Source organism: Sphingomonas sp. Leaf208 (assembly GCF_001421415.1).
GTDB lineage: Bacteria > Pseudomonadota > Alphaproteobacteria > Sphingomonadales > Sphingomonadaceae > Sphingomonas.
The window spans coordinates 45,515-62,647 of the sequence record NZ_LMKH01000006.1; the positions used below are offsets into that span (position 1 = coordinate 45,515).

A 17,133-nucleotide genomic window follows, 5' to 3' on the forward strand; every position below is an offset into this window, starting at 1 on the left:
TATTTCAAAGGTCCCCGGCCTTGTCCGGGGCGGCACAGGTTAGGCTTCGGCGATGATCGATTACGTCTCCGGCTTTGGCAACCACTTCTCGAGTGAGGCTGTCCCCGGTGCCCTTCCGATAGGGCGGAACTCGCCCCAGCGGCCTCCCTTCGGTCTATATGCCGAACAGTTGTCCGGCACCGCCTTCACCGCACCGCGACATGAGAATCGCCGCACGTGGCTCTACCGTCTGCGACCCACAGCGGAGCATCCTCCGTTCATCCGCTACGAGCAGGCCACCCGATTTACACGCGACGTCGGTAATGCACTCCTCGCGCCCAACCGCCTGCGCTGGAATCCGATAGCGGACGCGCTACCCGGCACCGACCTGATCGACGGCATTACAACAATGCTCGCCAATCGTGATCCGGCCGATCTGGAGGGGGTCGCCATCCACCTCTACGCCGCAACGCTCGAGATGACCGACCGGGTCTTCATGAACGCAGATGGCGAAATGCTGTTCGTGCCGCAGGCGGGCCGGCTCGAACTGCTGACCGAGCTCGGCCGGATTGAGGTTGCACCGGGCCAGATCGCGCTCGTCCCGCGCGGCGTTCGCTTCCGCGCACTTCTGCCGAACGGGTATGCACGCGGCTACGTATGCGAAAATCACGGTGCGTTATTTCGGCTCCCGGACCTTGGACCCATCGGTGCCAATGGCTTGGCGAACCCGCGTGACTTCGAAACGCCGATCGCCTGGTTTGAGGATCGGGACATCCCGACCCAAGTGGTTCAGAAGTTCATGGGCGCGCTCTGGACTACGGAGCTTGACCACAGCCCCCTGGATGTCGTCGCGTGGCATGGCAACTTGACCCCGTGTAGGTATGATATGGCGCGCTTCAACACGATCAACACCGTGTCGTTCGACCATCCCGACCCATCGATCTTTACCGTGCTGACCAGTCCCAGCGACGTACCCGGTCGCGCCAATGCCGATTTTGTTGTCTTCCCGCCGCGCTGGATGGTGGCGGAGGACACGTTCCGCCCGCCCTGGTTCCACCGTAACGTCATGTCGGAGGCCATGGGCCTCATCACCGGCGCTTATGACGCCAAGGCGGAGGGGTTCGCCCCCGGCGGACTCTCGCTTCACAACCTGATGGCTGGACATGGCCCCGATCTCGACAGCTGGCAGGGCGCATCCGATGCCGAACTCAAGCCGCGCCGGATCGAGGGGACGATGGCGTTCATGCTGGAGAGCTGCTGGCCGTATCGCCCGACCGCCTATGCGCTCGAACACGGCCAGCCCGATTACGACGCCGTATGGGCCGATTTTCCGAAAGCCACGTTGCCATGACCATCGACCATACCCATGCCCCTGCCCTAACCAGCTGGGTCGACAGCGCTAATAGCCACGTGGACTTCCCAATCCAGAACCTCCCACTAGGCATCTTCACTCCCGCTGACGGCGTCACGCCGCGGCCGGGTACCGCGATCGGCGACCTGATTCTCGACCTCGGCGGCGTTGTGTCGCTGCTGCACGACGCAGTGGCGCCAGCCCTCACTGGTACGACGCTGAACGCGTTGTTCGCACTGCCCGCGGAAGACCGGGTGGCGCTCCGTCGTCGCCTGTCGCAACTGTTGTCCGACCCTGCCCACCGCACCGTGATCGAGCCGATGCTCTACACCGCCGCCGACTGTACGATGCATCTACCCGCCGCGATCGGCGACTACACCGACTTCTATGTCGGCATCCATCACGCCAACAATGTCGGCCGCCAGTTTCGTCCGGACCAACCGCTGCTGCCCAACTACAAATGGGTCCCGATCGGCTATCACGGCCGCGCGTCATCGGTCCGCCCCAGCGGCGTGCCGGTGATCCGTCCAAAGGGCCAGCGCAAGCCGCCCCAGGCCGAAGTGCCCGATTACGGCCCCAGCCGCCGCCTAGATTATGAGCTAGAGATGGGTGTGTGGATCGGCCTAGGCAACGCGCTGGGCGAGCCGATCGCGATCGCCGACGCGGGCGCGCACGTCGCCGGGCTCTCGCTATTAAACGACTGGTCGGCACGCGATTTCCAAGCATGGGAGTATCAACCGCTTGGTCCCTTCCTATCGAAGAATTTCCACACCAGCGTCAGCCCATGGGTCGTCACCGTCGAGGCATTGGCCCCGTTCCGTATCCCACAGGCGGCCCGACCGGACGGAGATCCTCAACCGCTTCGCTATCTGTGGGACGATGGAGACCAAGCATCTGGCGCACTCGCGATCGAACTGGAGGTGCACCTGACTACCGCCGCGATGCGGGCGGCGGGCACTGCGTCGCATCAACTCAGCCGGGGTGTGGCGAGCAATATGTACTGGACGATCGCGCAAATCGTGACCCACCACGCGTCCAACGGCTGCGATTTGATGCCGGGCGACCTGCTAGGCACCGCCACCATCTCCGCGCCCGACGACAGCGGTTACGGCAGCCTGCTCGAGATATCGCGCGGCGGTAGCCAGCCGGTGAGGCTGCCTAGTGGCGAAACCCGCTTCTTCCTAGAGGATGGCGACGAGGTAACGTTGACCGCCCGCGCTGTTGCGAACGATCATGTTCCGATCGGCTTCGGCGCGTGCAGCGCCACCATCCTGCCGGCACGGCTGTGACGTTGCGCTTGCACGGGCACTCGTGGCAAAGCGCGGCCTATCGAGTCCGCCTCGCGCTGGCTCTGAAAAGGCTGGACTACGAGCAGCAGCCGCACGACCTGCGCATTGGCATGCAGGGCGCGCCGGACTATCCCGCGTTCAATCCGCAGGGACTTGTGCCCGCCCTTGAAACCACAAAGCGGGTGCTAGTGCAGAGCCCAGCTATCCTCGAATGGCTGGAGGAACGGTACCCGTACCCCATGCTGCTTCCCGCTGCGGCGGGCGTCGCGCCTGCCGCTAGCGCAGACACTCGACGACTCTCTTGGCGCCGGCAGCGAACTTATCGCATGCAGCTGGCACTCGGCGCTTTTCTCGCTGGACCCCGGCATCTGCGTCAGCGGTCCATGCACGGATCAGTCGCTCACACTTTGGCTAGTCGCCGTGGTCGCCGGGATGATGGCGCATGAGGAACCTGCGATGAGGGTATTGATCACGGGCGCGAGTGGCGCGTTGGGACACGCGGTGGTGCGTCGCTTTGCCGAATACGGCTGGCGCGTAGCGTCGCTCGGCACGTCTGCCGACCGGGACGACGGTAGGTTCGTGGCGGGGGATCTTGCGGAGGAGCACAACGCTAAGCAAGTCGTCGACGACGCGGCAGCGTGGCTGGGTGGGATCGATGCCTTTGTGCACCTTGCGGGCGCGTTCCGCTGGATCGAAGTCGGATCGTCCACGCTCGCCGACTGGCGGGCACTCTTCGACGCGAACGTCGCAACAGCGGTCGCAACAACGAACGCTGTGCGTCCCCATCTCCTTGCAAGAGCATCAATGGTCTTCGTCGGGGCTCGCTCGGCAGAGCCTGCGGGAGCGGGCTTCGGCCCCTACGCCGCGGCGAAATCCGGCGTTGCCCGCCTCGCCGAGGCCCTGTCGCGGGAACTCGCACCAAGGATTCGAGTCAACGTGGTTCTGCCCGCAATCATCGACACGCCTCAGAACCGTGCCGACATGCCTGATGTCGACCCAAGCCTATGGACAAGCCCCGACGCAGTGGCAGATGCTATTGTGTTTCTCGCTACGCCGGCATCTCGAGCTGTTAACGGCGCCCTGCTTCCCGTGGGCAATCCCGCCTAGAAGGATAAATATGATGCACTCCGAACCAAGCGCAAATGATCTGCAGCGCTTTGCCGACACATTACCTGCGTGGAAATATAACCCGGAACGCCGTGCACTGCATCGCCGTTTGAGCTTCGCGAGCTTCGGCGAAGCGCTTGGTGCGATGGTGCGCATCGGTGTTGAGGCCGACAAGCGAGATCATCATCCCGAATGGGCAAACGTGTATAATACCGTCGATATATGGCTTACCACGCACGATGCTGGCGGCGTTTCGAACAAGGATGAGAATTTAGCGTCCGCGATCGACCGCATGTTCCCATGATTTTTGCGAAAGTTTAAAATTATTACATTACTGTAACGGGAAAACACCTAATTTTAATATAATCGGATAACTGGCCAGCATTCGATCATCAATCACATATTTTTTAGATCAACGTTTAGAGGATTGGTCGCGAGACTCGACGACGAGTACAGTGTGCTCATACATCGCGAACTCAACCCGACACCCGAATAGGCTGCATCGTTTTTGCAAGTTCAAGCTCTAATGCGAGACAATACGCGTGCAGCAACATTACTTCTGGCCGCAAGCTTGCGCCCATAACGTAACGTGGTCGATGGCGACGACCAGCGCAGCGCCTGCGCAATGCCGACGCCGTCTTCGCCGGCCGCAAACAGGTCCTGCGTGAGCCCGACGCGCAGCGAATGGCTCGACAGCGCCCGCACCGCTTCTTCGACCTTTGCAATCGGCATCTCGACCAGCCCCTTATCAAAGGCACTCAGCGCCCTCCGCCGATAGATCCCGTTGACGCCTTGCCGGCTAAGCGAAGCCGTCCCGACGGTGTAGACCGTCCTCGCCGGCTCAGCCTTCTTGCCCTTGAGCTTCTCCTGCCAGTGCCGCGTGTGTCCTGGGATCGCCTCGTACGCCATTGGCGGAACCGCGACGCGCAGACGGCGCCGATCAACCCCAACGCGGCGGAAGACCGGCCCCTCGGTGATGGCACTCGCTACCAGCCAGGCGCCGACCCGGCGCATCGTGTCCGCAGACAGCCAGCCCCAGGCCCCCTGCCCTTCCTGATCGGTCTTGGACGATGGGATGAACAGGAGCGCCGAGCCGTCGCTGTGCGGATCGATATGCGCGACGGTGACGGCGACGAGCTCGCTGACCCGCAGCCCAGCGTCATAGCCGAGCGACAGCAGCGCTGCGTCCCGCAAGCCTTGTAGATCGCCGCCACAGGCCCCCAGCAGCGCCGTCAGCGTGAAGCCCTTGGTGTGGGGATCGAGCGAGGCACCGAAGCGCAAGGGCGCTGCCTGACGCTGCGCGGCGCCACGACGACGACGCAGGCCCTTGAGCGCCGCTCGCACCATGACGTGGCTGGTGGGCGCATGCCCCCTCTCCTGCAGCCCTGACAGGCTGTGGGCGGTGGCCAGGCTGGCAACCCGCCGGGCAACGGTCGCGGGCTTGGCGCCGCGCGTCTCGAGCATGGTGATGTAGCGGACCAGGTTTTCGGGCTCGGCCGGCAGCGGCGCGACCCGGATGCCCTCACACCAGCGCAGATAGCAGGCGAGGTCCGATGCAAGCGCCGCCTTGCTCGCTGCTGCCATAGCGCCAAGCTGCGCGTCGAAGCCGATCTCGCTGACAGGGCCGGCATCAGCCGGCAGTGCCAGGCCCAGCAACCGGGTAACGCGGGCATCGATCGGCTCAACGAGGCCTCGCTGTGCCCGGACCGGAAGCCCCTCCCCGTCGGTGCGATGGACGACGATTTCGCTCACGCGGGCCCTGCCCGCTTGTCCGACTTACCCTGCATTTGGCCTTCGTAGCACATCGCTGTAGTTACCATAATTTTTGATTATGGTAAGTGCTTCGGCGCTCTCTGAAAACCAAGCAAACAGAGTAGGCGTCGTCTGCATTGAGCATCGAGGTCACTACGAAATCCAAGTCTGAGGCGGGGCGTTAGTAAAGCCGCCCCGCCCGCATTTCGGTACCTATTGACCGGCTCGTGCTTTGCAACAGGCTCGAACCACATCAGCTGCGGCTCGCTCAAGCCCAGCCGCACGATCGGTCCACCGGTCGAACGGTGCGATGAGCGACACCCAGATACCATCGGGGCCGACCGTGAGGAACAGGTCCTGGTGCTGTGGCACGAGGTGGAGTTGCCCGTCCATGTCACGGAAGAGACTGAGGTCGGGGAGGAGGATCGGCCCGGTGGTCGACCTGAGGGCGACATCGACCCGCACCGGATCGAGCGTCTCGGGGTAGAAGCCGTGACGTACAAGGAGTGTGTCACGATACTCCGCCGAGCGCAGCAGCGCCTCATCGAAAACGCGGACGCTGACCGGGGTGGCGGCCAGCACGACGTTGTGATCCAGGCTCTCGAGGGCGCCGGCGGGCAAGCCGGTGTTGCCGCCGAGCGGGTAGTAGGTTTCGCCGCCGAGCGCGGCGAGAAAATAGTCGAGCAACGCGTTCGACGTGGACGGCAGCGGTTCATGGAGCATGCGGTGCATGACGGTAGACCTTCTTTTTGGCGTTATCCCCGAACCGACTGGTTCGGATCAGGCCCGTTCGCTTTTCATCGCGCTTCCCGGGCTTCGCCTGCCTGTCCTGCCGATCCATTCCCCATTCCGCGGTCGCGGCAGCGTGCAGCGATTCCTACCGTTCCATCCGGTCCGATCGCCGAGAAGGGCGTAGCCCCAGCGGTCGAGCAGATGGGCGCTGTCCGCCACGGTGAGCGGGCCAGCTTCGCCACCGACGCCAGGACAATAGGAGTGCATCATGGTCACCAAAGCATAGCCATCGGCGCCAAGTGGCTGCCGCTGCCACCACTGACCGAGCACAGCAGAACTGAGCAGCAGCATGGCGGCGAAGCGGAACACCATGGGTGGATTGCGCGCGATCATCGTCTTTTCTCCATCGGGCTTGTTGCCCCATCGAGATCATCCAGCGTCTCGCCACCGGTAGCCGGATGCCGGTGGTGCCGATTGCCGGAGGCGCTCGGAACCCTCATCTTCAAGCCGCCGGCCTACGACGCCATGCCTCGCAGAAGTCGAGCCATCGCTCGGCCCAAGCGCCATGCTCGCTTTCGGCGAGGTCCGGATGCAGCTGAGCCCATCCGCACGCATGATGGATACGGCTGAACACGACAATGTGAGCGTGCGGCGCTTCCGCGGCGAGTTGATCACCGGGCGCGTGCAGCACGGCAAGGCTGGTGAGTTGCCTCGCCCGCGCCAGATGCAGCATGGCCCAGGTGATCACCTTGTCGAACTGATCGTGCAGCGGTTCACCGCGAACGAATGGCAGCGTCAGGACAGCAGCGAGCAGCCGCTGGTGCTCGGGCACCGCCGCGTCATAATCAGCAAACAGCCGTTCGAGCGACACCGGGTCTGCGACACCCGGCGCGAGCAGCAGCCGGTGATCGCGGGCGGTCGTCGGCATACCGCAGCGGGTATGCGGGCTGGTAGCTCCGGGCTCGATCGGATTCATCTTGGCGAAGGCAAGCCGCGACAGACTTCGCTCCTGCCCCTTGGAGCGGGGACGCAACAGTGCGTAACCAAGCCCCGTCACGCCCGGCTGGCGCACATCGAACATCATGTCCGACGCTTCGCTGGGGCTAGCCCACAGCTTGAGCTGGCTCATATCAGCGCCCCGCCATCAAGGCCGCAAGCGCGTCGGCGCCGAGCGCGAATCCATCCTCGCGCTCCTCGTCGCTGCTCCACGGTGGCACCTCACAACCGCGCAGCCCTACGCTGAAGAGGGCAAAGACGGTGTCGTCCGGATGATTGGGGACAAAATGCGCCGGTGCCGCTGCTCCGAGCCACAGCCGGGTAGGCGCCGACCAGAACAGGCGATGTCCATGCAGACCGACCGTAAAGCGGGCACGCGTTGCATCGGCGCCATCTGCTCGCGCCACCAGCGCGTCGCACCCGAACGCCGCCATCACCTCGCCCACGGCGGCGGCATCGCTGCCGTCCGACAGGGTTGAGGGAACAAGTAGCAGCCGCGCAGTGCGCGCGTGGAGGTAGTTGCGAATCTTCAACATCGGCACGTCGACGTCCGGTTCGAAGCGCAATGCCGCCAGGCGCGCAACCATGAGCGCTGCCGCGATGGCGGCAGCCTCGTTCGAATGATGGTTCATTGTGTTCGTCTCTCAACGGAGCAGGCGCGCGGGCTGTTCGCGTCACCTGTCGGGATCATTTCACCTTCCGGTTCAGCCGAAAGGTTTCTCTCCCCCCTCTCGCTGTTGCTTATCTTGCCGCCCGTAGCGGCGCAGGCTCGTCTTGGTATTCGGAGGGGCTTTATTTGCTTAGAATCCTCGGCGCCGAGGCGACAATGGCGACGCTCATCGCGCGGCCTATGACCACCAGCATCGCGCTAATCGCCCATTGATCAGCAGGCGTTGAAGGGCATGTCGCTACCAGATAAGGTCGCCCGATGGTCGACGTCCCCAAAGCGCGGTCATGCTGGGACGCTAGATATGAATGCGGGAATCTGACCTTCAGCAGGGGACAGATCTTCGTCGCCGACACCTCATCCGGGCTCGACGTCATGGCCGGGCGCGGCAGCCTGGCACAGAACGCCGACAAGGCCACAGTTGACGCGGATGCGGCCCGTCAGACATCGGCAAAATCGAAATTAGCATTCTGATGCGGGCGGGCGATCCCAACAGCTGAGTAAATCGACCATGCCGTCCCTACGGGGGTCCTTGTCGGACGCACGTTTGCTGTTACTCGGGCGTGTCGTCCTGTCGCATGCGATGCTGATCGCGTTCCCGTCCTATGCGGTGGCTGTGGGCGCGTTCTGGCTGACATATCAAACTTTGGTCCCGCCGCCGGTCCTTACGCCTACGTGCTCGTGCCGGCAGCCCTGCTTGGCTGGACGCTGTGGCGGCCGGCCGAGAACAGGATCGAGCTGCAGATGTGTGACGGGTTATATGTCTCGACCCGGCTGAGGATCGCTTAAGCCACGCAGATACTGGCCGTCACGTTGCTCGTGGCCCAGGGCCGGATCAAGCCATGGCTCAGCCAAGCTTAGCCAATGGCGCTGCTCGCCATCGCCTGCTGGCCCGCTCCAGCTTAAGATGATGCGCTGGCTGCGACAATCCCATCGCTTTGCCGGCGCCAGCGGCATAGCCGTCTAGCAGCCCCACCACGCAGAACCCGGCAGCAATCATGGTTTCCACCCAGGCACGAGTGACATGAGCCGCACCACCTCGATCCGGTCGATCGCGTTGCAGCCGAGCAACGGTTCCAGGTCGGTCATACCGAGATGCCGCAACTCGGGCCGGGCGAACGGCGGTGTTTGCATCGTCGACAGGCATTCGATGATCTCGACGATCGACCACCCGCGGACATCGACCTCAATGACGCGTCGCTGTTCGAAGGTGATAATCGTCTCACTGTCGGTCAGCACGTTGCCGTGAAGGCCGGACATCCGCAGCCACAGCCCCCGCGTCGTCGTCCAGTCATGTGGCAGGGCGAGCAGACGGCCGCCCTTCACAGCGCCCCCCGCGCGATCTGACGGCGCTTGCACGCCGCATCGACGATGCAAAGCCGCTCGAAATCGGTTGCGGTCATACGCCTTTCGATCAGCGCGGCTTCCACGACCCAGCGCTCGGCCAGTATCCAGATGTGTCCTTCGAGCAGTGCGACGATGCCGCTCAGACCTGCTCCGCTGTTGTGCACTTCGCGCACGACGTAGAGTTCGTTCATATGTCCTCCGCGTCGCGCGGGACTTAAGGCGGACTGCCTTTTCTCCTCCCCATCACGACATCAAGGTCTGACGCTCCTCTCCGAATCTACCAGCCTTGTCCTGAAGCGCCCCGGCGTGGGTTTGCCGCCCTCTGAAGACGATCGTCTTCTTGGACGGCACAGCCGTTCCCACACTCGGCCAGGGCAGCGGGATGATGGCCCAAGATCCAATCAGGCGGGTGGACGGGATCGGCGCGCTACGGACCGGCATCGGGCTTGAGCTGAGGCAGATCGGCACCGCCGCGACGTAGGCGAACGAGTGAGCTGTTGGGTCGCTTCCCTTCGCACGCCTACAATCGGAATAGATGCCAAAGCCCCATCGGGCTCCTTACTCTTATAACCGGCCTACACGGTGATGCTCACCAGTCCGCCTTCCGGAGATGCCGTCGTAGCGGCATCGGAGGACCTGGAGGCGCCGCCTCCACAGCGGCAGCAGGCCGCCTCGCGCGCACGCGCCGCCAAAGCAAAAGTGGGTGCCCCAGTTTTGCGGTATTGCGCCGCAACTGTTTGTGAGGGTCTGCAAGCCCCTCGGTGCTTCTTCCTGTTAGGGCGCCCTACCCCTTCTGTAAGGCCCTGCCTGATCCCTTTGTGAGGTGGCGGACGAATAAATTGTGAGGCTCGATTCACCACTTGTCAGGCTCTACATGGCAATTTCCTGTGCCATGACCCGCAGAAATGTTGAATCCGGCGACGCAGCCGCGGAGACCGTCCTCGACCTCAATCAGCTCCTGACACCGCAGGAGGTGGAGAGCTATCGGCAGCATATGGAAATTAGGGATGACGACGGCCGGATCGTCGTTACCGCCGCTGAGATGACGAAGCGAATGCTCAACATGCTCGTCACCGAGCATGGCCACAAGAACGAGACGGGGGGCGTTCACATCGGTCGCAAAACCGTGCTGCCGCTGCTGATGGAAGCCTTGGTCGGCTCGGAGCCGGATGTCGGCGCCTGGATTGAAGCGATCGCCCATGGAGAGTTCGACGTCGCCGCTCACATCCCTGTCCGGAAACCAGGGAACGAGACAGGCTCCGCCGGCAACTATCTACCGCGGATCCTGACACGATATGAGCGGACGGCTAATAAGCGTGGTTCAGTGCACGCAACGATAGCGCAAAAGCAGCGCACTGAATTGGGCTTGCTGATTGCCGTCACGCTGATACGCGAATTACGTAAGGCGATCGGTGCCAAAGTGGCGCTCGGCTCGGCTTGGCCGCTGATGCGAGCAGTATCCCAGCCGAAGGATGCCAAACTGCGACGGTACTTGGCCGATTTCGGCGCGGACATGGATTTCCTCGGTCACCTTCGTGCCAGCATCATCGACGCAACGCGCGAATGGGCAGAGCACGCTGGCCGTAAAAAACCACGCTCGACCAACGCTCAGGTCGCTTCAAGCCTCCCAGCCAACGCCGATCCCTCCGTTTACTTCGCCACCGTAGAAGACCGAGATAAACGCCGGGAAAACGAACTCGTGGCGTTCGGAAAGCTGATGCTAGGTTCGTCGGCCAATGGACACGATAGGCACGTGCTTGATCGGCTGGCAAATGAGGAGCCGGCCTATGCGGATTGGCGCGCCGTGATGACCGGCGCCCGCCTCCCTTCTGCAGTCTATCTGACCAGCGATCCCCTACCGCTCTCCAGCGAAATAGCCGAAGCCCACTATCGTCGGCTGCTCTACCTGATGCCGGTCGCTGCCGAGCGGGGTAGCGACCATCAGTTGATCGCTACCGCCCTCCCCGCCGTCCCCTTCGACTGCGACGACCTCGATTTAACCGCGACGGGAATTGGACTGATCGATAAACAGCGGCATCAGCTTGGCCGCGCCGTGTTCCGGTATGCACGGGATATTGGGCCCCCGCCGCCCACCGTGCCGCTCGATCACCTTGCCCTATTTCAGGCGTCAGCTTGTTATCTCAGCCTCGCGCCGGATTGGACGGCGCGTAATAAGTGGGAAGCGGCAGGGTTCAAGCTACGCAAAGCGGACAGCGGCAGGTTTGATCTACTTCACGAGATGGCCGCAGCGATACTCGCCGACCCCATGCCAGGTCTGGGGAATTTCGATCCTTTGAACCACACACTGTACTAATCGCTTTGTTTGGAGCTTATTACATGTTTCCGCATTCTATATTCTGATAACTTATGCATCACACATTTTTGCAGATCAGTTTCGAACCTTTCCACGCTACTCTGGTCTAAATAGGGTCAAAACTTCCTAGCGAAATTCAAGCTTTCAGTACACATTTCCTCGCTCAATCGCGCGCTCACGCGCTCATTGATCAATGCCGCGACGGCTGCCACGTCCTCTGTCGTCAGCGCCGCAAAGTCGTCGCGGCTCACCTCATGCTCATCGTAGAGAAGATCGATGAATCTTGCCGTATCAGCGTAGAGTCCCGTCTCTTTTTTGACCGCGCGCTCCCGCAGGATATCTTTTTCCGTATCTTCATAGAGCACCACTTCTGTCTCAGCGAGATGGATCGCCAGCTCCTTAACGAGCACCTGCTCGATCAGCGGTTTCAATTCCTCTCGCAGTTTGGCAACCAGAATCTTTCCAGCCTTGATCCGATGCGCGTTGTAGGTAGTTTTAAGCGTCAATCCTTCGAGATGTTGCCTAAATACCTCCGCTCGCCGGTTTGCTGTCAATCCGACCACTACCTCGAGCAATTTGGCGCGGCGGCTATTATATTCTGCTATCTCTGCCTCGAGCAGCGCGATGACTGTCGGCGTAGCCTCGATGCGTGCGGGAGTAGGGTTACTGTCGGACATAATGCTATCTCATACAGCTATTACGGAGAATTTGATGATGGGAACGCGGTGCCAGCTGCACAAGCCTGTGCCCAATCTAGGGTCAGGACCCATTGATGTGAGAGGCGCGATCTAATTCAGGCTCCGTGAGGAGAGCGTGGATGAGCGACCTGTACTGGCTGACGGATGAGCAGATGGCGCGTCTGCAGCCGTTCTTTCCCAAGAGCCATGGCAAGCCTCGGGTCGATGATCGGCGGGTGCTCAGCGGCATCGTTTTCGTCAATCGCAACGGGCTACGCTGGTGTGATGCGCCGAAGGACTATGGGCCGCACAAGACGCTCTACAATCGCTGGAAGCGGTGGGGCGAGAGGGGTGTCTTCTTGCGCATGATGGAGGGGCTCGCGGCAGCGGAAGCCGTACCGAAAACGGTCATGATCGACGCGACCTACCTGAAGGCACACCGCACGGCATCGAGTCTGCGGGTAAAAAAGGGGATCTCGGCCGCCTGATCGGCCGCACGAAAGGCGGCATGAACACCAAACTGCACGCCGTCGGCGATGCGGATGGGCGGCCCTTGAGCTTCTTCATGACCGCCGGGCAGGTTAGCGACTACACCGGCGCGGCAGCCTTGCTCGACGATCTGCCGAGAGCACAGTGGCTGCTTGGCGACCGTGGTTATGACGCCGATTGGTTCAGGGACGCCCTGGAAGCCAAGGGCATCCAGCCCTGCATCCCAGGCCGCAGATCGCGCAACGAGCCGGTCAGATACGACAAGCGCCGCTACCGGCGCCGCAGCCGCATCGAGATCATGTTCGGCCGTCTGAAGGATTGGCGCCGCGTCGCCACTCGCTACGGCCGCTGCCCAACCGTCTTCTTGTCTACCGTCGCGCTCGCGGCCACCGTCATCTTCTGGCTATGACCAATGAGTCCTGACCCTAGGAGCAATTGTATATTTGCACTTGCGGCAGAAACTTCGCGAAAGGTGCCCAATGAGTCCTTCGCTATTTCTTGCGCGAGAATGGCCGGCGCCCGGTTGCCGTACGGCGACCTATTTTGCTTATCAAGGCTGTGTGACCACCAACTCATCAATAAGCAGTTCGGATCGACCGCCCGCCCTTAATAGCTGCGGCAACTTCAAACGGCTCCATTTCGCTAGATTATTGCCCGTGATCGGTCACCCAGAAGAGCGGGAGCAGCCCGCGAGGGGCTTAGAGCGCTACTCGCAGATGACGACCCCAAGCTCCCTAGTTATCCGCCTTCTTGGCCCGTTCGTTGAAATTGACCGGTGCTGGCCGACTGGGTTGCCGCCCTGCGTCGACCGCAGACGCGCCACAGGCGTGAACTGCGCCAGGTTCGCCGGAGGCTCCAACTGCCGAGAAGGTGGAGCTTGTATGAGCAAGAGGACGAACAAGTTTGCGCCGGAAGTTCGCGCAAGCGCAATGCGAATAGTCTTTGAACACGAGCGGGATCGTCCCTCGCGATGGGCCGCGGTGGTGTCAATCGCGGAGAAAATCGGCTGCGTTCCGCAAACGCTGCATGAGTGGGTGAAGAAAGCTGAGGTCAACAGCGGCAAAGGTGCCGGTGTCCCGGCCGAGGTTGCCGACATGGTGAAAGCAAGCTTCTTAATATGCCACGTTATGGGTAGCGTACTGCTGCGCCATTCATGCGGAAGTGGTGCGGGCGAGAGAAGGCCAGCCTCGCGTTATTATCGCGGGAACTGGCGCTCGCATTTTACCTTCAACCCATTCTTCAAATTGGTCTCGACTGGAAAAGCCTAAAAGTCTTATGAGATTGAAGTTTATCGGTAGTTCCTCCCAATGCAAGTCACCGAGAAGACCTCTCTCGAGGCGTGATAACATAGCCACGCTTAGCCTGCTGTAACCCGCTGCCTGCGTGATTGTTACACGCCGTTTGCGACGTAACTCACGCATTCTCGGCCCAATACCTGCCGACAAAATCGTCTCACCGGTCTCCCAACGTTCCACTAGCGTACCGGGTGCCAAGAGGAGAGCTTTCTCCACCCGCAAGATCGTGTCAGCAGACGTTGGTTCGCCGGCCTCCATTCGCTGAATCGTTCGAACACTTACGTCCGCTTCGGCTGCCAGCGCTGCGGTGGTCTTCCTCTGCTTTTTTCGCAGCTCTTTAACCACTTCATGAAGGTTGCTCGGGCGAGCCGAACGCGGCGTGAAGGGATTTTGTTTAGCCATTTGCGACAGTTTTGCAAAACCCGGTATCGAACGCAACCGCCAATCGGTAATTACAGGAACGGAAAGAGAACTTCCTTAAACAGCAATGAAGCGGAGCTAATGAAATGGTTGTGATCATGGGCATCAAAAGCGTCGCCACAGAGGTAACGACGCATCAGGTCGGCGGATTCGGGATCGCCGCATCGCTCTCGGCGGGAACCGCGTTCAATCCGGCTTCATCGGTCGCAAGTGCAGCGTGCAACGATAATCACGCATCGGATCGCGGACGCGACCAGTACTTCACCAAGTCGGATGTCGCCCTACATTTCTACGGCATCTTCAAATCCCACTTCAACCCGTCCGACTATAAAATGGTCGAGCCAAGCGCCGGGACGGGAGCGTTCTTCAGCCTCCTGCCCGCGGGCAGTTTGGGCTACGACGTCGACCCTAAATATCCCGGAATAGCGACTGCCGACTTCCTGACGACTAAGATCAAGACCGATCAAAAGATCGCTATCATCGGCAACCCGCCCTTCGGCAAAAACTCCAGTACGGCGGTCAGATTTTTCAATCATGCGGCTGATCAATCAGAATTAATTGCATTCATCCTCCCGAGAACATTCCGGAAAGCTTCCATCGAGAATCGGCTCGATCCTTCGTTCCACTTGGTCTGCGAGCATGATGTGCCCGCCAATGCCTTCCTGTTCCAGTCGAAGCCGTACAATGTGCCCGCAGTTTTCCAGATCTGGCGTCGCACCTCGCAATTCCGCACGCCGAGGCCAGTCGCGACAAACCACCCCGATTTCGAGTTCACAACGCCGGAACGCGCGGATTTCGCGATCCAGCGGGTCGGAGAGCGGGCGGGTCGATTGCATCATAATTTCTCCGCCAGCCCGTCCGCTCACTATTTCATCCGAGGCGCTGTCGAGAACATCATGTCGCAGATCAACTTCGCCGATGTCGCAGGCGACGTCGCAGGCAATCCCAGCTTGGCAAAGTCCGAGATCGTCGCGCTGTACCGCCAATGGACTGACGGGAGTCACTGCCCGCCGCCAGTCGCACCCGGCTCAGAATGACAGCTTGACAAGATAGCCGCAGGGCGAAATGTCCAATCAGCTTCGTCTTGAGATGCGCGGACGAGGCGCTAGGTCAACAGCCGCCACCTGGAGCGGCTGCATGCAGGTCGCCGGGGCGCGCTATCAACCCCGCCTTTCCGTCTCCCGCCGCTGCGAGTGCGGGTCAGCAAACGCCCTTCGGGGTTAATCGATACGGTTCCAGGGACCGTATGCGCTGACCTGAGTATTTTCTATGAGCACATACTTGAACACGGTGCCGTTCGTCGGTCGTCATCGCCCCGCGAGCCTCGTAAACCACGCCCTCTTCTCCAGCGGCACTCCTGTGAGCCGTATCGAGGATCTGGCGGCTGCCCATATCTCCTCGGTCTTGAACGACGAGCGACAAGAGCCGGTGGCGCCTTCCGCCCTTCACGCCGACCTCACCTGGAGGAAATACACACTCAAGGTTGCCGTCGAGGGCCGGCAGCGAGACCTTCGCCATCTTTCCGGCGAGCTGCTTCTCAAGCCGCTGGTATTTCCCCGCCACTATCGCCCGTCCGGTAGCATCGGCGTATGGGTAACGCGCATGCTGACGGGCGGAACGACGATCGCCGACGTCGACCAACTACAGAAGGATCTCGGGTTCGACATCGTGCGGCACACGAAAAATCTGCAGGCGCTTCGCGCGTCATGCGCGAGTGGCTGGCGGCTGCTTCTTCAAGGCAATCTAGTCGGCCTCTACCTACTAACGCCGGACTTACCCGACCAGCGGACGCTTATCCGCGCAGTCGTACGTGATCACGCGCTGCTCCTCGGTGTCGTTCGCGCCCGACTCCTCGCCGAGTATCTACGACGCCTTGCGACCGAGCCGATGGGTCCGCGCTTCGTCGATGACGATCCAGCTTGGGCGAGGCAGGGCACCCTTCTTATCGATCGGCTCGTCAAACCCTCTAAACGCCTGGACCAGTTTCTCGGCATGGCAGGGGGCGACTCGGGCAGAAAAACGCTGGACCGCGCGATCGCCAGCGGCCGGCTCGCCTATGATCATCGGCTCCTGTCGATGGCACGCCGCATCTACCAGCGCGTCGGACCCGCCGCGTTCGACTCTACGGCGAATCTGCGCATAGCCGCAAGCATCCAGACCGAGATCGCGCCGCTGACCGCCATCACCCCGAAGATGCTTCGCACCGATGGGATAGGTAAGGAGAGCTTCGCGCAAGCACAGCTCGGACTGTCGGTTCCCGAGGCCGTTACCATCCTGGCCATGAACCTTATCGCCCTGCCTAGCCGACTGGATGCGGCACTCCGCGCCATCGACGAGGGACAGCCGGTGTCGATGACAGCACCGACTCCGCCTGCCTTGCCTGGCACGGCCAACCGCGTGCGTCGGATTGCCACCGCGCTGAAGGCGATCAGCGGCTGCGACTGGCGTATCGGCGATACAAGCACCGACCCCGACAATAAGGCGGGCCGAAAACTGCTGCAGCGAGTGCATAAGCTTTTGGATGACCCTACGCCGCCGCAGGGTGCGGCACTGCTTCAGATCTCGTCCGCGGAGTGGCTGGGGCGGTGATCGCCGCAGCGGTTTTAGGTACCCTGTCCGCTCATCGTCCGAGTCGTCATCCCATTATGGATGAGACCCGCTGCCACTCCCGCTCCCGCCGACCCATCGCACGCTGCCAATCCGGCCTTCGCTATCGGC

General features: G+C 61.6%; 19 protein-coding genes and 1 pseudogene. 11 read left to right on the plus strand and 9 right to left on the minus strand.

The window, feature by feature from the left end; translation table 11 throughout:
- Positions 1–52: 52 nt before the first annotated feature.
- The 5 genes from hmgA to ASE69_RS04985 are packed head-to-tail and all read left to right on the plus strand — an operon-like array spanning position 53 to position 4,030.
- Positions 53–1,330, plus strand: coding sequence for a homogentisate 1,2-dioxygenase (gene hmgA / locus ASE69_RS04965; protein ID WP_056483872.1), 1,278 nt, complete (start codon positions 53–55; stop codon positions 1,328–1,330).
- Positions 1,327–2,619, plus strand: a complete 1,293-nt coding sequence (gene fahA / locus ASE69_RS04970; protein WP_056483875.1) for a fumarylacetoacetase — start codon at positions 1,327–1,329, stop codon at positions 2,617–2,619. Before hmgA ends, fahA begins: the two co-directional genes overlap by 4 nt.
- Positions 2,616–3,065, plus strand: coding sequence for a glutathione S-transferase N-terminal domain-containing protein (locus tag ASE69_RS04975; RefSeq protein WP_056483878.1), 450 nt, complete (start codon positions 2,616–2,618; stop codon positions 3,063–3,065). Before fahA ends, ASE69_RS04975 begins: the two co-directional genes overlap by 4 nt.
- Positions 3,066–3,075: 10 nt before the next feature.
- Positions 3,076–3,726 carry an SDR family NAD(P)-dependent oxidoreductase gene (locus tag ASE69_RS04980; RefSeq protein WP_162236840.1) on the plus strand — a complete coding sequence of 217 codons (651 nt, stop codon included), beginning with the start codon at positions 3,076–3,078 and terminating at the stop codon, positions 3,724–3,726.
- A gap of 13 nt (positions 3,727–3,739) precedes the next feature.
- Positions 3,740–4,030, plus strand: coding sequence for a 4a-hydroxytetrahydrobiopterin dehydratase (locus ASE69_RS04985; RefSeq protein ID WP_056483976.1), 291 nt, complete (start codon positions 3,740–3,742; stop codon positions 4,028–4,030).
- Positions 4,031–4,242: 212 nt separating this feature from the next.
- On the opposite strand, the gene ASE69_RS04990 is transcribed toward ASE69_RS04985, so the two are convergent.
- The 5 genes from ASE69_RS04990 to ASE69_RS05010 all read right to left on the minus strand — a co-directional run bounded on the left by ASE69_RS04990 (position 4,243) and on the right by ASE69_RS05010 (position 7,838).
- Complete coding sequence (locus tag ASE69_RS04990; protein ID WP_056483884.1) at positions 4,243–5,478, minus strand: integrase; 1,236 nt, start codon at positions 5,476–5,478, stop codon at positions 4,243–4,245.
- Between the two features lie 213 nt (positions 5,479–5,691).
- Positions 5,692–6,201, minus strand: coding sequence for a hypothetical protein (locus ASE69_RS04995; protein ID WP_156362150.1), 510 nt, complete (start codon positions 6,199–6,201; stop codon positions 5,692–5,694).
- 57 nt (positions 6,202–6,258) lie between these two features.
- Positions 6,259–6,603: a hypothetical protein gene (locus ASE69_RS05000; protein WP_056483890.1), complete on the minus strand. Its 345-nt coding sequence runs from the start codon at positions 6,601–6,603 to the stop codon at positions 6,259–6,261.
- Between the two features lie 109 nt (positions 6,604–6,712).
- Complete coding sequence (locus ASE69_RS05005) at positions 6,713–7,339, minus strand: hypothetical protein (RefSeq protein ID WP_056483892.1); 627 nt, start codon at positions 7,337–7,339, stop codon at positions 6,713–6,715.
- A gap of 1 nt (position 7,340) precedes the next feature.
- On the minus strand, positions 7,341–7,838 hold the full coding sequence (locus ASE69_RS05010) for a hypothetical protein (protein ID WP_056483895.1): 498 nt from the start codon (positions 7,836–7,838) through the stop codon (positions 7,341–7,343).
- A gap of 296 nt (positions 7,839–8,134) precedes the next feature.
- Here ASE69_RS05010 and ASE69_RS05015 point away from each other — a divergent pair, with 296 nt between their 5' ends.
- The gene (locus ASE69_RS05015; protein ID WP_056483898.1) at positions 8,135–8,347 is read left to right on the plus strand and encodes a hypothetical protein; all 213 of its coding nucleotides are present in this window, start codon (positions 8,135–8,137) and stop codon (positions 8,345–8,347) included.
- A 522-nt stretch (positions 8,348–8,869) separates the two neighbouring features.
- Here the strand turns inward: ASE69_RS05015 and ASE69_RS05020 are convergent.
- Together ASE69_RS05020 and ASE69_RS05025 are read right to left on the minus strand one after the other, a co-directional pair.
- The gene (locus ASE69_RS05020; RefSeq protein WP_056483901.1) at positions 8,870–9,199 is read right to left on the minus strand and encodes a hypothetical protein; all 330 of its coding nucleotides are present in this window, start codon (positions 9,197–9,199) and stop codon (positions 8,870–8,872) included.
- Positions 9,196–9,411: a hypothetical protein gene (locus tag ASE69_RS05025; protein ID WP_056483904.1), complete on the minus strand. Its 216-nt coding sequence runs from the start codon at positions 9,409–9,411 to the stop codon at positions 9,196–9,198. The genes ASE69_RS05020 and ASE69_RS05025 overlap by 4 nt, the downstream gene beginning before the upstream one ends.
- 701 nt (positions 9,412–10,112) lie before the next feature.
- Here ASE69_RS05025 and ASE69_RS05030 point away from each other — a divergent pair.
- Positions 10,113–11,534, plus strand: coding sequence for a hypothetical protein (locus tag ASE69_RS05030; protein WP_156362151.1), 1,422 nt, complete (start codon positions 10,113–10,115; stop codon positions 11,532–11,534).
- Between the two features lie 116 nt (positions 11,535–11,650).
- Here ASE69_RS05030 and ASE69_RS05035 read toward each other — a convergent pair whose 3' ends face one another.
- A complete protein-coding gene (locus tag ASE69_RS05035; RefSeq protein ID WP_056483909.1) occupies positions 11,651–12,211 on the minus strand; it encodes a hypothetical protein in 561 nt (186 codons plus the stop codon).
- A 140-nt stretch (positions 12,212–12,351) separates the two neighbouring features.
- Between ASE69_RS05035 and ASE69_RS21075 the strand changes: the two genes are divergently transcribed.
- Positions 12,352–13,109 (plus strand): IS5 family transposase gene (locus ASE69_RS21075; protein WP_156362152.1). Its coding sequence is split into 2 segments (ribosomal slippage): positions 12,352–12,673 and positions 12,673–13,109, totalling 759 coding nucleotides; the frame shifts between segments, so codons are not numbered across the junction.
- 472 nt (positions 13,110–13,581) lie between these two features.
- Positions 13,582–13,806, plus strand: a pseudogene (locus ASE69_RS22770) (IS3 family transposase); the annotation flags it as partial.
- A gap of 45 nt (positions 13,807–13,851) precedes the next feature.
- Here the strand turns inward: ASE69_RS22770 and ASE69_RS23345 are convergent.
- Positions 13,852–14,397: a helix-turn-helix domain-containing protein gene (locus tag ASE69_RS23345; protein ID WP_082452887.1), complete on the minus strand. Its 546-nt coding sequence runs from the start codon at positions 14,395–14,397 to the stop codon at positions 13,852–13,854.
- A 104-nt stretch (positions 14,398–14,501) separates the two neighbouring features.
- On the opposite strand from ASE69_RS23345, the gene ASE69_RS05050 reads away from it, so the two are divergent.
- Both ASE69_RS05050 and ASE69_RS05055 read left to right on the plus strand, forming a co-directional pair.
- The gene (locus ASE69_RS05050; RefSeq protein ID WP_200924119.1) at positions 14,502–15,452 is read left to right on the plus strand and encodes an SAM-dependent methyltransferase; all 951 of its coding nucleotides are present in this window, start codon (positions 14,502–14,504) and stop codon (positions 15,450–15,452) included.
- 244 nt (positions 15,453–15,696) lie between these two features.
- Positions 15,697–17,004, plus strand: a complete 1,308-nt coding sequence (locus ASE69_RS05055; protein ID WP_156362153.1) for a hypothetical protein — start codon at positions 15,697–15,699, stop codon at positions 17,002–17,004.
- The last annotated feature ends 129 nt before the right edge of the window (positions 17,005–17,133 follow it).

Coding starts and splice junctions, on each gene's coding strand:
- hmgA (WP_056483872.1), top strand. CDS start 53: ATGATCGATTACGTCTCCGGCTTTGGCAACCACTTCTCGAGTGAGGCT.
- ASE69_RS05050 (WP_200924119.1), top strand. CDS start 14,502: ATGGTTGTGATCATGGGCATCAAAAGCGTCGCCACAGAGGTAACGACG.
- ASE69_RS04985 (WP_056483976.1), top strand. CDS start 3,740: ATGCACTCCGAACCAAGCGCAAATGATCTGCAGCGCTTTGCCGACACA.
- ASE69_RS05030 (WP_156362151.1), top strand. CDS start 10,113: ATGACCCGCAGAAATGTTGAATCCGGCGACGCAGCCGCGGAGACCGTC.
- ASE69_RS05015 (WP_056483898.1), top strand. CDS start 8,135: ATGGTCGACGTCCCCAAAGCGCGGTCATGCTGGGACGCTAGATATGAA.
- ASE69_RS04995 (WP_156362150.1), bottom strand. CDS start 6,201: ATGCTCCATGAACCGCTGCCGTCCACGTCGAACGCGTTGCTCGACTAT.
- ASE69_RS05010 (WP_056483895.1), bottom strand. CDS start 7,838: ATGAACCATCATTCGAACGAGGCTGCCGCCATCGCGGCAGCGCTCATG.
- ASE69_RS05005 (WP_056483892.1), bottom strand. CDS start 7,339: ATGAGCCAGCTCAAGCTGTGGGCTAGCCCCAGCGAAGCGTCGGACATG.
- ASE69_RS04980 (WP_162236840.1), top strand. CDS start 3,076: ATGAGGGTATTGATCACGGGCGCGAGTGGCGCGTTGGGACACGCGGTG.
- ASE69_RS05000 (WP_056483890.1), bottom strand. CDS start 6,603: ATGATCGCGCGCAATCCACCCATGGTGTTCCGCTTCGCCGCCATGCTG.
- fahA (WP_056483875.1), top strand. CDS start 1,327: ATGACCATCGACCATACCCATGCCCCTGCCCTAACCAGCTGGGTCGAC.
- ASE69_RS23345 (WP_082452887.1), bottom strand. CDS start 14,397: ATGGCTAAACAAAATCCCTTCACGCCGCGTTCGGCTCGCCCGAGCAAC.
- ASE69_RS05035 (WP_056483909.1), bottom strand. CDS start 12,211: ATGTCCGACAGTAACCCTACTCCCGCACGCATCGAGGCTACGCCGACA.
- ASE69_RS05025 (WP_056483904.1), bottom strand. CDS start 9,411: ATGAACGAACTCTACGTCGTGCGCGAAGTGCACAACAGCGGAGCAGGT.